9 protein-coding genes and 1 tRNA gene are annotated in these 12,622 nt (G+C 64.4%); 3 read left to right on the top strand and 7 right to left on the bottom strand.

Going from position 1 to position 12,622, the window contains the following annotated elements:
* Positions 1-5: 5 nt before the first annotated feature.
* Both AC30QB_RS11165 and AC30QB_RS11170 read left to right on the top strand, forming a co-directional pair.
* Positions 6-96: transfer RNA gene (locus tag AC30QB_RS11165), tRNA-Ser, on the top strand.
* Positions 97-441: 345 nt separating this feature from the next.
* Positions 442-2,133, top strand: a complete 1,692-nt coding sequence (locus AC30QB_RS11170; protein WP_489546289.1) for a response regulator — start codon at positions 442-444, stop codon at positions 2,131-2,133.
* A 102-nt stretch (positions 2,134-2,235) separates the two neighbouring features.
* Here the strand turns inward: AC30QB_RS11170 and AC30QB_RS11175 are convergent, their stop codons facing one another.
* Both AC30QB_RS11175 and AC30QB_RS11180 read right to left on the bottom strand, forming a co-directional pair.
* The gene (locus AC30QB_RS11175) at positions 2,236-3,150 is read right to left on the bottom strand and encodes an SPFH domain-containing protein (protein WP_489546290.1); all 915 of its coding nucleotides are present in this window, start codon (positions 3,148-3,150) and stop codon (positions 2,236-2,238) included.
* A 22-nt stretch (positions 3,151-3,172) separates the two neighbouring features.
* Positions 3,173-3,610, bottom strand: a complete 438-nt coding sequence (locus AC30QB_RS11180) for an NfeD family protein (RefSeq protein WP_489546291.1) — start codon at positions 3,608-3,610, stop codon at positions 3,173-3,175.
* A 97-nt stretch (positions 3,611-3,707) separates the two neighbouring features.
* Between AC30QB_RS11180 and AC30QB_RS11185 the strand changes: the two genes are divergently transcribed.
* Positions 3,708-5,972, top strand: a complete 2,265-nt coding sequence (locus AC30QB_RS11185) for an Orn/Lys/Arg family decarboxylase (RefSeq protein ID WP_489546292.1) — start codon at positions 3,708-3,710, stop codon at positions 5,970-5,972.
* 24 nt (positions 5,973-5,996) lie between these two features.
* Here the strand turns inward: AC30QB_RS11185 and AC30QB_RS11190 are convergent, their stop codons facing one another.
* The 5 genes from AC30QB_RS11190 to malG form a co-directional block, all read right to left on the bottom strand.
* Positions 5,997-7,541, bottom strand: a complete 1,545-nt coding sequence (locus AC30QB_RS11190; protein WP_489546293.1) for a patatin-like phospholipase family protein — start codon at positions 7,539-7,541, stop codon at positions 5,997-5,999.
* 7 nt (positions 7,542-7,548) lie between these two features.
* Positions 7,549-9,453 (bottom strand): glucokinase, encoded by a 1,905-nt coding sequence (locus tag AC30QB_RS11195; protein ID WP_489546294.1) that lies wholly within the window; start codon positions 9,451-9,453, stop codon positions 7,549-7,551.
* Positions 9,454-9,514: 61 nt separating this feature from the next.
* Positions 9,515-11,248 carry an alpha-amylase family glycosyl hydrolase gene (locus AC30QB_RS11200; RefSeq protein WP_489546295.1) on the bottom strand — a complete coding sequence of 578 codons (1,734 nt, stop codon included), beginning with the start codon at positions 11,246-11,248 and terminating at the stop codon, positions 9,515-9,517.
* A 12-nt stretch (positions 11,249-11,260) separates the two neighbouring features.
* Positions 11,261-11,683, bottom strand: coding sequence for a pullulanase-associated domain-containing protein (locus AC30QB_RS11205; protein WP_489546296.1), 423 nt, complete (start codon positions 11,681-11,683; stop codon positions 11,261-11,263).
* A gap of 43 nt (positions 11,684-11,726) precedes the next feature.
* Positions 11,727-12,617: a maltose ABC transporter permease MalG gene (gene malG / locus AC30QB_RS11210; RefSeq protein WP_489546297.1), complete on the bottom strand. Its 891-nt coding sequence runs from the start codon at positions 12,615-12,617 to the stop codon at positions 11,727-11,729.
* Positions 12,618-12,622 lie beyond the last annotated feature (5 nt).

A 12,622-nucleotide genomic window follows, 5' to 3' on the forward strand; every position in this document is an offset into this window, starting at 1 on the left:
CTTCCGGAGAGGTGGATGAGCGGTTTAAGTCGCACGCCTGGAAAGCGTGTGGGGGCTAATAACCCCCCGCGGGTTCGAATCCCGCCCTCTCCGCCAGTCACCAAGCAAACACGGGCCTTCGCGGCTCGTTTTTCATTTCTGACTACACCTCTGCCTGCATTGCGCGCGACACTCGCCGCGTGGTCAACCGAGAAGCGCATCGGCGGCGTCGTCGTTTCTGAATAGACATTTGCCTACAGGGGCTGTCGGTGTTGGCCTTCAGTCTGGAGAAGAACAGCCGTGTAAAACGGGGCATGGATCCGTTTTGTTGTGCCCCCCTTCAAGAATGATTTGCATAGCGGCGGCACACGCCAGGACCGGTAAAGGCTGCAACCCGCTGTACGGCGGGCGATGACGGCCGCAAAGCGAACCGATATGGCTCCCGACCGACCGATCGCGAACATGCGAGTCTTGATTGCAGACGATAGCCGCGACAGTGCCGACGCTTTGACAGAGTTGATCCGTTTTGAGCTTGGTTGCCATGTCGTCACCGCGTATGACGGCGACCAAGCGCTTGAACTGGCGCTTTGCGCGCCCCGCGACGTGCTCATACTCGATCTGCAAATGCCGGGCCACAGCGGCCTGGAAGTCGCCAGCCGCGCCAGAGCCAATTCGGGTCAAGTCAAACCGCCGCTGCTGCTGGCGATGACGGGGCGCAGCGACCTGGTGAATGAGCTGGACGTCCTCGACGCGCGCTTCGACCGCGCGTTTGCCAAGCCGATCGACTATGAGACGCTTTTCGCGACACTGCGTGCGCACTGGCGGGGCAGCAGGCCCGCTGTGGCACCGGCGAAATTCAGGTTTCTAGAGGTCTTGACCCAGGCTACGCGTGAGGCGGTGCCGCTGATGAGCGCTAAACACCAGCAATTGTTATTTGACGGCGAAGGCCCGGAACTCGTGCTCGACGGTGACGAAGCGGCTCTGCAAGCGGCTTTCTACCGGCTGTTGTGCGGGGCACTCGATCTGATGGGCAGCGGCTTGGTAATGGTGGCGGCGCGATCGGTCGGTGATGAGGGCGGTACGCACGTGCTGAGCGTCAGCGTCGCGGGCAGCGGGCGGCTGGAGGCGCCCGCACGCATGGCCGAGGTCCTGCACCGGCTCGGGCTTGCCATCGACGTGGCTGCGTCGACGCGGCGTGACTCCAGCGGCACCCTTCAGGCCCGTGGTGTATGCCCCAATTCAGGCGGCGAGGTCAGCTTTGTCAGCTACACGAGCGAAGGCGTCCTGCTGCGGCTCGAGTTAAGCGTGCGCCCGGTCGCGCGCGAGCCGTCGCCCATGGCCGAGGGCGCGCGGGCTTGGATCGTCGATGAGCGCAACGTCGAGTCAGCCGTGTTGGAGCGCCGCCTGCAGCGTATGGGGTGGCGTGTCTGGCGTTTCCCTTCCTCGACCGACGTACTCAGGCACGTCGACGCCCTCATGATCGACGAATACCCTGCGCTTTTGTTGATCCGCGACGGCCCGCTGACGTTGAGGTCGGCGCTGGCCGCTCTGCGAAGCCGCATGCCGGATCGCACGCGCTGTCTGCTTCTGGTGGGCCCGCGCGCAGCCGCGCTGAGCGACCCTGGCATGGTGCCGCCCCGCTGGGAGCAGCGAGTCGAGCCGCTGAGCCCCGGCGACTTGGCTCAGGCCTCGCTACTTGCACTCGACGCCGGGCACGCCAAAGTCGGCCCCACGACCGTGTCACACAGTCTGCGTGGGCGCCGCAAGGTGCTTGTGGTGGACGACAACGAGGTCAACCGCATCGTCGCTTGCGGACTGCTGCAGGCGCTGGGTTACGAGGTAGCGGCGGTGTGCGACGGGCTCGATGCCATCGAGCACTGCAAGCACATGCCGCCCGACGTGGTGCTGATGGATGTCAACATGCCCGTGCTCGGCGGCATCGACGCCAGCCGTCGCATCGTCGAGCTGCAGAAGGCAGGCCGGGTGGCGCCGTTCGCCATCGTCGTGGCCACCGCTGACGACGCCCCCGAGACGATTGCACGCTGCTTTGAAGCGGGCGTCAGCGGCTACCTCTGTAAGCCGCTTCAGCTGGAGCTGATGCGTAACGAGCTGCGTCGGGTCTTCGTGCCTACGGCCGCCGACTACAACGATTGAGCGCGTCGCGGCGAGTCGGCTCGATGAAGATTCGCCGCAGATGGTTTCGGGGGCTTGACCGGTCAGCATCCACTCAGCCCGGTCGCTTGCTCGGCTGGAAGTTCAAGCCGTTGGCGTCTTCTGCTTGATCAACGCCATCGAGGTGGCAATGAGCCCAGCCACTTCGCTCATGTTGCTCGGCACGATCATGGTGTTGTTCTTCTGGGCGAGCTGAGCAAATGCTTCGACGGCTTTCTCGGCCACCTTCAGTTGCACCGCCTGCTCACCCCCTGGCGAGCGTATGGCCTCTGCCACCTTGCGGATGGCCTCGGCAGTGGCGTCGGCTACCGCCACGATGGCAGCGGCTTCACCGTGTGCCTTGTTGATCTCGGCCTGGCGCTGTCCCTCGGAGCGGGCAATGAAGGCCTCGCGCTCACCGGTGGCAATGTTGATCTGCTCCTGTTTGCGGCCTTCAGAGGCAGCAATCAGCGCGCGCTTCTCGCGCTCGGCGGTGATCTGGGCCTGCATGGCGTGCAAGATCTCCTTTGGTGGGGTCAGGTCCTTGATCTCGTAACGCAGCACCTTTACGCCCCAGTTGGACGCCGCCTCATCGAGTGCGCTCACCACCGCCGCATTGATGTGGTCACGTTCCTCGAAGGTCTTGTCGAGCTCCATCTTGCCGATCACCGAGCGCAGCAGCGTTTGCGCCAGCTGCGTGATCGCCATGACATAGCTGCTTGAGCCGTAGCTGGCGCGCATCGGGTCGGTCACCTGAAAATAGATGATGCCGTCGACTTGCAGCTGGGTGTTGTCGCGTGTGATGCAGACCTGGCTGGGCACGTCGAGCGGCACTTCCTTTAGCGAGTGCTTGTAGGCCACCCGCTCGATGAAGGGCACCACGAACTTCAGGCCCGGCGTGAGCGTACGGTCGTATTTGCCCAGCCGCTCGACAACCCAGGCGTTTTGCTGGGGCACGATCTTGAAAGTCTGGAAGATGAAGATGGCGGCAATGACCGCCAGGACGATTGCAATTTGCATGAGTGTTTGCCTTCAGTGGGGTTCAGTGAGAAAAGGGAGCGAGGACCAGCCAGTTGCCCTCCACCGCCTTCACCACGTGCTCGCCGGCTTCTGCCGGGGCCTCGGGCTGAAGCCGCGCCGTCCAGGTCGAGCCGCGGTAGGACACGCGCGCCGTGCGGTCGGCGCCCCAGGCCACTACCGTAACCCGCTCGCCGATGTCGAGGTTGACATCGCGGTTCTCAGCGGCTGGCGCCGAGCGCGGGCTCTGCATGCGGCGCCAGTGCCACAAGGCCGTGGCGCCGCCGCCGACAAGGGCCGCGGAGACGATCTGGAAATTGGATGGCAGACCCAGGTGCGCAGCCACTGCGCCTGCCGCCATGCCCAGCGCCAACATCAGCAGATAGAAGGTGCCGGTGGTCAACTCTGCCACCACGGCCACGCCGGCCAGAACCCACCATAAGCTTGCGTGCGAGAGGTCCATCCCGTCTCCTTGTTTTGGCTGTGAACGGGCAGTGTATGACGGACATCGAACGGCTCTACACTTCGCGCTCTTTCAGTTTCGATGCCCCGGGGTTGCCATGCTGCGCTTTCGTTTTCCCATCGTGATCATCGACGAAGACTACCGTTCCGAGAACACCTCGGGGCTGGGGATTCGGGCGTTGGCCGAAGCCATTGAAAAAGAGGGTTTCGAGGTGCTGGGCGCCACCAGCTACGGCGACCTGTCGCAGTTTGCTCAGCAGCAAAGCCGCGCCAGCGCGTTCATCCTGTCGATCGACGACAACGAGTTCACCGAAGGGCCCGACCTCGACCCGGCGGTGCTCAACCTGCGCAAATTCATCCAGGAAATTCGCTTCAAGAATGCCGAGATCCCAATCTACCTCTACGGCGAAACGCGCACCTCGCAGCATCTGCCGAACGACGTGCTGCGCGAGCTACACGGCTTCATCCACATGTTCGAAGACACGCCCGAGTTCGTGGCGCGCCACATCATCCGCGAGGCCAAGAGCTACATGGACGGCCTGGCGCCGCCTTTCTTTCGCGCACTCGTCGACTACGCGCAGGACGGGTCCTACTCCTGGCATTGCCCGGGCCACTCGGGCGGTGTCGCTTTCCTGAAGAGCCCGGTCGGGCGCATGTTTCACCAATTCTTCGGCGAGAACATGCTGCGCGCCGACGTGTGCAACAGCGTCGACGAACTCGGCCAGTTGCTCGATCACACCGGGCCCATCGCGGCGTCCGAGCGCAACGCGGCACGCATCTTCAACGCCGACCACTGCTTCTTCGTGACCAACGGCACCAGCACCAGCAACAAGATGGTGTGGCACCACGCGGTGGCGCCGGGCGACGTGGTGGTGGTAGACCGCAACTGCCACAAGAGCATCCTGCACGCCATCATCATGACCGGTGCGGTGCCGGTGTTCCTGCGGCCTACGCGCAATCACTACGGCATCATTGGCCCCATCCCCGAGAGCGAGTTTTCACGCGCGGCCATCGAGAAAAAGATCGCTGCCAACCCGCTGCTCAAAGGTGTGGACCCGAAACAAGTCAAGCCGCGCATCCTCACGCTCACGCAAAGCACCTACGACGGCGTGCTCTACAACACCGAGACCATCAAGCACTCGCTCGACGGCTACATCGACACGCTGCACTTCGACGAAGCCTGGCTGCCGCACGCCGCCTTCCACCCGTTCTACAGCTATTACCACTCGATGGGGCGCTACCGCACGCGCCCGAAAGACCAGCTGGTGTTTGCCACCCAGTCGACGCACAAGCTGCTGGCGGGCATCAGCCAGGCCTCGCAGGTGCTGGTGCAAGACTCTCAGACCCGCAAGCTCGACCGCCACCTCTTCAACGAGGCGTACCTGATGCACAGCTCGACCAGCCCGCAGTACGCGATCATCGCGAGCTGCGACGTGGCAGCCGCCATGATGGAAGCGCCTGGCGGCAAGGCGTTGGTGGAAGAGAGCATTCTCGAAGCGCTCGACTTCCGCCGCGCCATGCGCAAGGTCGACAAAGAGTACGGCAAAGACTGGTGGTTCAAGGTCTGGGGGCCCGACAAGCTGGCCACCAATGGCATCGGCAAGGCCGAAGACTGGGTGCTCAAGGCAGGCGACAAGTGGCACGGCTTCGGTGACATGGCCGAGGGCTTCAACCTGCTAGACCCGATCAAGAGCACCATCATCACGCCGGGGCTCGACATGTCTGGCAAGTTCGCCAAGACCGGCATCCCGGCGAGCATCGTCACCAAGTTTCTTGCCGAGCACGGCGTGGTGGTAGAGAAGACGGGGCTGTACTCGTTCTTCATCATGTTCACCATCGGCATCACCAAAGGCCGCTGGAACACGCTGCTCACCGCCTTGCAGCAGTTCAAGGACGACTACGACAAGAACGCGCCGCTGTGGCGCGTGCTGCCCGAGTTTGTGGCGCAGCACCCGCGCTATGAGCGCATGGGCTTGCAAGAGCTCAGCCATTCCATACACGAGGCCTATGCCAAGGGCGACATCGCGCGCCTGACGACCGAGATGTACCTGTCTGATCTTCAGCCCGCCATGAAACCGAGCGATGCCTTCGCGCGCATCGCGCACCGCCAGACCGAGCGTGTGCCCATCGACGACCTCGAAGGTCGCATCACCGCGTCGCTGGTCACGCCGTACCCGCCGGGCATTCCGCTCTTGATCCCGGGCGAGCGCTTCAACAAGAAGATCGTCGACTACCTGCGCTTCACGCGTACGTTCAACGCGCAGTTCCCTGGCTTCGACACTGATGTGCACGGCCTGGTGGAAGAGGGTGACATCAACCCCGAGACACACAATTATTTCGTTGACTGCGTGCGCGACGAGTAGGCGAGAGAGGGCGAGAGAGGGCGACTACCCGCCGGCACGCCGGCGCTGGTACTTGGTCAGCGCCGTGCGGGCCCAGGCGGTCAGGTCGCGCGTCGAGAAGGCGACCAGCTCCAGTCGCAGCGTGACCGACATCAGCACCAGCGCAGGCAACAAAGCCGGGCCGGCCAGCACGCCTATCCATTGCCGCATGTTGTAGAACATGGCGCCTCGCCGAGGGGCGTAGAACTGCCACAGCCAGGCCGCACCCGCGATCCAGCCCAGCACCAGCAGGCCAGGGGTCGACATTGCGCGAAACGCCCTGGGGATGAGCGCGACGGCCGATGCCCATGCCAGCTTGGCGATGAGCAGCAGGATCAACACGGTGAGCGCCACCATCAAGAGCGAGGTCAGCGTGACCGCGATGGACGCCGGCGAGCGCTTCTGCATGCCGGCGAACAGCAGGTGTCGGCCACGCTCCAAGTCGTCAAGGCAGGCTGCTCGGCTGTCCGCCAATTGCAGCTGCAGTTCAGGCGTGGCCTGCTCGGGTGCTGCGCGACTCATCGTTTCCCACAAGGCCAGCATGTCGTCGTGCGGGCAGTTGAGCGGAATGTCGGCCTTGCCGGTGCTGCTTTGGTAGCCGGCCAAAAACAGCAGGTGTGCTTCGGTGGCTGCAAAGTCGTCGAGGTCCGTGCGCAAGGCGCGCAAGTGCGACCACCAATCCAGGCCACTCGGCTGCGGCACCGCCTCACGCAGCGAGATCAGCGTGCAGTCGCGCGTGCGCAGCACGTCGCCGCGGGTCTGCTCCATCATCAGGTCCATGGCCCGCATGGGTGTGGCCCAGCCATCGACAGGATCCATGGGCAGGACGGGCGCCGATGCATCGATGCAGACCGCCGGCCCGAGGCTCGGATCGAACTCGCGCAGGCCGTGGTTGTCGAGTACACCGCCATCGCCCAGGTGGTAGGGGCCGCATCGGATCGGCTCGAACACACCGGGTACCGCGCTCGACGCGGCCACCGCACGCGCCAGCGGCAGGTCGTGCGCCGACAGGTAGTTGGCATCGGGCTGAAGCGGCAGATCGTGGTGCCCGATAAGCACCACGCAGCGGCTGCCCTGGGCGTAGTCGGAGCAGGCGACGCGCCACTCCGGTAGCTCGGCCGGCCAGGCCTCTTTCGAGATGACGCGGTGCAGGCCCGCGAGCCAGCGTTTGTTGATGCGTGCCATGGCCTTCGAGAAACCGAACTCGTTGCGCACCAGCCCGCTGCTCAAGGCGCGAACTGAGGCCGTGACGCGCAAGCGTGGGTTGTGCCGTGATTTTCGGAAAAGCGTCTGCTGCGCGCGCAATGCGCAGCGCGCAAGTTCAAGGTCATCGACAGCCCCACGCTTCAAGGCGCGCGTCCACTCCTGCAGGAAGAAGCCGGCGGCGATCGAGCCGCCCGAGATGGTGACCAGCAGCCTGAGTTCGCGCAGCCGACCCTGCGCTGCGAGGGCGTGCAAGGCGCCAAGGTGGAAGAAGGCTGCGCGAAACCCGCCGCCGGACAAGGAGAGTTGACGAATCGGCGCTGAGCACGAGCCTTCCACTTCGGCCATGCGAAGCTCAGGCGATGTGCGAGATCAATACTCCCGGCGCCAGGGTCTGCTGGCTGTCGGAGCCTTCGTGCTTGCCGCGTGTGCCGGTGGGCGAGGGCATGCGGCGCACCGCCAGCCCGACTGCCACCATGTCGATCACCAACAGATGAAGAATGCGAGAAATCATGGACACGAAGGTTGAACTGTCTTCGCTGTGGTCGACCGCGATGCAGACGTCGGCCTTCTTGGCGAGTGGAGATTGGTTCGAGGTGATGGCCACCACCGCGGCGCCGCGGTCTCGCGCGGTCTGCGCGGCGCGGATCAGCTCGGCGGTCTGGCCCGAGCTGGAGATGAAAACGGCCACGTCTTTCGGCCCCAGCACCTCGGCAGCCATGCTGAACATCGAAGCATCGGTGTGGGCGACTACCGGGATGCGGAAGCGGAACAGCTTGTACTGCGCGTCCAGCGCCACCACCGAGGAGTTGCCGGTGGCGTAAAGCTCTACGCGCTGTGCCTCGCGCATCAAGCCGATGACTCGGTCAACCGAGTCGACGTTGAGTGACTCGCGAAAGTGAACGATCGACGAGATGGTGTTGTCGAGCACCTTGGCGCACAGATCGGGCGTGGCGTCTTGGCGGCGCACCTGCGTGCGCTGCAGCGGAATGGTCCCGGTCAGCCCCGAGCCGAGCTTGAGTTTGAAATCGGCCAGGCCCTCGAAGCCCAGCGAACGGCAAAAGCGAATGACGGTGGGCTGGCTCACGTCGGCCAGCTTGGCGATGGCGCCGATGGGATCGTTGAGCGCTGTGCGTGGATTTTCGAGCACGATGTTGGCCACGCGCCGCTCGGCCGGCGAGAGAGCATCGCGCGCACTGCGCACCCGCTCCAGCAGCGGGTTGCCGCCCTCGCGGTCGGGCATGTGGTCGGCCAGCAGCGACGACACGCCGTGAAAGGCCAGGTTGTCGGCCGTCAGTACATAGGTCGGAATGCGGGCGACGTAAGACGAGAAACGCCCCTTGTCTTCAAAGCGCTGGCGAAAGCTCGAGCGCAGAAAGAGCTCGCCCAGGCGTGGCACGATGCCGCCGCCCACGAAGATGCCACCGGTGGCGCCCAGTGTCAGCGCCAGGTTGGAGGCGACTGTGCCCAGCATGGCGCAGAAGCAATCAATGGTGTCTGCGCAAACCGGGTGGCCGTTTTGTTGCGCCCGGCGCACGATCTCGGCGGTGCTGAGGTTGGCGGGTGCATCGGTCGCGCCGTCGCGCAAGGCCTCGTAGATGAGCTCGATACCAGGGCCTGAGACCAAGCGCTCGGCCGAGACGTGCGACATGGTCTTCCACACGTGCCTGAGCACGCGCAATTCGCGTTCGTCGATGGGTGCAAAACTGGTGTGCCCGCCCTCAGTGGCGAGCGTGACCCAGCGGTCGTTGGCAGGGATGAGCGCCGACACGCCCAGGCCGGTGCCCGGCCCGAGCAAGCCGATCACACCGTCGCTCGCCGCTGTGCCGCCACCCACCTGCACGCGGCCTTCGGGGCCCACACGGGGCAAAGACATGGCCAGCGCGGTGAAGTTGTTCACCACCAGCAGCGTGCTCAGGCCCAGCTGCTGCTGTACCTCTTTGATGGAGAAGGCCCAGTCGCGGTTGGTCATGCGCACCGCGTCGCCGTCGATCGGGTACGCGATGGCCATAGCGCCATGCCTGGGCACCACGTCGGGCACGCTGTTCAGGTAGGCGCGCACCATCGACACGAAATCGCCGTAATCGTCGCAAGGCAGCACCGCGATTCGTTCGAACGCCCCCCGCTCGCGCTCGATGCACAAGCGTGCGTAGGTGGCGCCTATGTCGGCCAGCAAGCGCGGCTCCACGGCGACGGCGTCTGCGGGAATGTGCATCTGTTGGACAGCGAACGGGGCGTTGGTGGTGGGGTCGATGTTCATTGGCAGCAGGGCCGGGGCCTGCGGCTAATGTACTAAACGCGTACTAAACGACTTCCATGCGTCAGCGCGCGGGTGCGCGTTCGAGCAGCACCCAGCGTTGAGCGCTGACGGCAGCGCGGCCGTTGCGTACGACGGCGGTCTGGCCCGAGTAGGCGTCGTGCAGGCGTTCTCCCTCCGAGAAAACGCTCCCCACTGCAATCTCGTGGGCGCCGCTCGCATTCATGGCCACCACCACACGGTCGCCGGTCTCGCTGTCGACCCGGCTGAAGGTGTAGGGCGCCTCGGCCACCTGCTTGTGCACGCCACGCGCCAGCGCCACATGGCGCGCGCGAAAGCTCCCGAGGCGTCGCCAATGGGCGAGCAGAGCGGTGTCGATGCTGGCCCAGTTCATGTCGGAACGGGTGGCCTGCTGAGGGTCGGTGTTGGGCGCGGCCCCGGGCGGGCGAGCGGTCTCGTCGCCGTAGTAGATCTGTACGCCACCTGGGGCGAACAGCAGCGCGGCGCCGGCCTCTTCGAGCCTCTTGCGGTCGAAGAGCTCGGTGTCATGCGAAGACAGGTAGCTCAGCGTCGAATAGCCAGGGCGGCCGGCGAGCAGCGCGCTGTAGCGGCTGAACAGGGCTTCAGGTTTGCCGAACTGCGCGCCCTCCTTTTGAAATTCGAAGTTGAGGAGCGCGTCAAAGCCCGCGCTGTGCAGCGCGGTGCGCTCCGGCCCGCGGCCCCAGTCTTCACCCGCCATCCAGAAGGGCTCGTCATCGATCTTCTTCGCGGGGTTGCGGGCTTTCCAGTCGGTGAGCGCGGTGCCCGCGGCCGCTTTCAACTCTGCCCAGGCCGCAGGCTCCACATGCTTGACGGTGTCGGCGCGAAAGCCGTCGATCCCGTACTCACGCACCCAGTCTGTCAGCCAGTGCACCAGATAGCCGCGCACCGTGGTGTTGGGCAGATTCACAGCCCGCGTGTCGGGCTTGCCGCCACCCGGGCGCAGGAATGCCGGCAGCTTGACGGCCTCGGTGCTCTCGGTACGAAAGTCGGGCAGATAGGCCAGCTGCATGGTCAGGTCGTCGCGGCCGCCATCGGTGTAGCCAGGCAAGCCGGCACGCACCCAGTCGCGGCCCCACCACTGACTGAAGTTGAAGTTGTTGTAGTCGATGTAGCTGTGATAGTCGCGCAGCTTGGCGTTGTTCGCGTTGGGCCACAGCACCTTCAAGCCCAGGTCTTGCGCAGTCTGGATGTCCAGGTAGCCGGGGTGGTTCATCACCACATCAAACAAGATGCGTATGCCCTGGGCGTGCGCCGTGTCCACCATCTCGCGCAACTCTTCTGGCGTGCCCATGTTCTTGTCGAGCAGGGTGTAGTCGAGCGCGTAGTAGCCGTGGTAGGCGTAGTGCTTGAACTCCTTGTTGCCACCCACCACCCAGCCGTGGATCTGCTCGTAAGGTGCGGTGATCCAGATGGCGTTGACGCCCAGCTGCTTGAACCAGCCTTCGCGCAGCTTGTGGGTGATGCCCTTCAAGTCGCCGCCGTGAAACGTACCTACATCGTCTTGGGGTGCGCGTTCGCGCTTGCGGCCATAGCTGGCGTCGTTGGCGGGGTTGCCATTCTCGAAGCGGTCGGTGATGGCGAAGTAGACGATAGGGTTGTCGGCAAAGCGGCCGGGTGCTTGCACCGGGCCGCTGGGCACCGCGGCGGCAGCCTGCGGAGCAACAGCGATGAGAGGCCTGGGCTCGATGGCGCAGGAAGCGCACAGCAAAGCCAGGCCCAGGGCGGCCAGCAGCCGCCATGTCGACAGGTGTTTCATGGGGCGGGCCGCTCAGGGGCAGGGTTTGTCGGCACGAGCCTTCTTGGCATCGTCAAACGAGGTGTAGATCTTGCGGTCGCCGTTGTTGACCCAGATCTGCGGGCTCGCGGTGCCATCGAAAGCCATGTCGCGCCCGCCTTGCTCTTTGGAGTCGCCCTTGTGGATGATGTAGTTGACGCGGCCCTTGACGAAGTCGTCGAGCTTGACCGTCCAGTACACGCCAAAGTCGTTCTTGCCGCTGGGCACCATGGGCTTTTGCCATTCGACGCCTGGCACAGGAATGCCGCCGTCCTTCCACAAGTGCGCGCCCCAGCCGTCGTAGCTGCCATCGCAGCGGTTGTAGTTGATGGTGGCGTTCTGGGCCTGCGCGGCGGTGGCGCCCAAGACGAGCACCGTTGTGGCCGCGGCGTGAAAAATCGAGCGGGTGAGCTTCATGTTGTGCCTCTCCAAAGAAGTGGGGTGGGGGAGTGAAACGGCGTCAGCCCTTGATGCCGCCGGCGGTGAGGCCGGAGATCATCCATTTCTGCGCCAGGATGAAGACGATGGTGATCGGCAGGCCCGACAGAATCGCCGCGGCGGCGAAATCGCCCCACAGGTACTTCTGCTCGTACAAGAAGAGTTTGGAGCCCACCGCCAACGTGAGCTTGGCTTCTTCGTGCAGCAGGATCGAGGCGACCGGGTACTCAATGATGGCGCCTATGAAGGCCAGCAGGAACACGACCATGAGAATGGGCACCGCCATCGGCAGCAGCACCATGCGAAAGGCCTGCCAGGGCGTGGCGCCGTCGACCTTGGCGGCTTCTTCGATTTCCACCGGAATGGTGTCGAAGTAGCCTTTGATGGTCCACACGTGCAGTGCGATGCCGCCAGAGTAGGCGAGGAGCAGCGCGGCGTGGCTGTCGATGCCGATTGAGGGAAACACATTGCCCAGGCGATCAAAGATGGCATAGATGGCGACCAGCGCCAGCACCGCCGGGAACATCTGCATCAGCATGAGACCCGCCAGAGACGCCTGCTTGCCACGGAACTGCATGCGGGCGAAGGCATAGGCTGCGGTGGTCGAGAGCGTGAGCGTGATGAGCGCGGTGAGGCTTGCCACCTTCACCGAGTTCCACAGCCACAGCAGCACCGGGAAGTCGGGCCGCACCAGCCGCCCGTCGGGCGCGGTGTACGACATTCCGAGCGCAAGCTTCCAGTGCTCCAAGCTGATTTGCTCGGGGATCAGGCTGCCGGCCGCGAAGTTGCCCGGCCGCAGCGAGATCGAAAGGATCATCAGGAACGGGAAGATCACCAACAGCACCAACCCGATGAGGAACAGGTGCGCCGCCAGCACGCGCCAGCGGTGGGATTTATCGAGGACGATGGCCATGCAGT

Origin of the sequence: Rhizobacter sp. (assembly GCF_046595475.1) — a bacterium.
In the GTDB taxonomy this organism is placed as follows: Bacteria; Pseudomonadota; Gammaproteobacteria; order Burkholderiales; family Burkholderiaceae_C; genus Rhizobacter.

Bases quoted from the DNA above. Each gene is read 5' to 3' on its own strand.
- AC30QB_RS11185 (WP_489546292.1), top strand. From the start codon at position 3,708: ATGCTGCGCTTTCGTTTTCCCATCGTGATCATCGACGAAGACTACCGT.
- AC30QB_RS11190 (WP_489546293.1), bottom strand. From the start codon at position 7,541: ATGGCCGAAGTGGAAGGCTCGTGCTCAGCGCCGATTCGTCAACTCTCC.
- AC30QB_RS11180 (WP_489546291.1), bottom strand. From the start codon at position 3,610: ATGGACCTCTCGCACGCAAGCTTATGGTGGGTTCTGGCCGGCGTGGCC.
- AC30QB_RS11200 (WP_489546295.1), bottom strand. From the start codon at position 11,248: ATGAAACACCTGTCGACATGGCGGCTGCTGGCCGCCCTGGGCCTGGCT.
- AC30QB_RS11170 (WP_489546289.1), top strand. From the start codon at position 442: ATGCGAGTCTTGATTGCAGACGATAGCCGCGACAGTGCCGACGCTTTG.
- malG (WP_489546297.1), bottom strand. From the start codon at position 12,617: ATGGCCATCGTCCTCGATAAATCCCACCGCTGGCGCGTGCTGGCGGCG.
- AC30QB_RS11175 (WP_489546290.1), bottom strand. From the start codon at position 3,150: ATGCAAATTGCAATCGTCCTGGCGGTCATTGCCGCCATCTTCATCTTC.
- AC30QB_RS11205 (WP_489546296.1), bottom strand. From the start codon at position 11,683: ATGAAGCTCACCCGCTCGATTTTTCACGCCGCGGCCACAACGGTGCTC.
- AC30QB_RS11195 (WP_489546294.1), bottom strand. From the start codon at position 9,453: ATGAACATCGACCCCACCACCAACGCCCCGTTCGCTGTCCAACAGATG.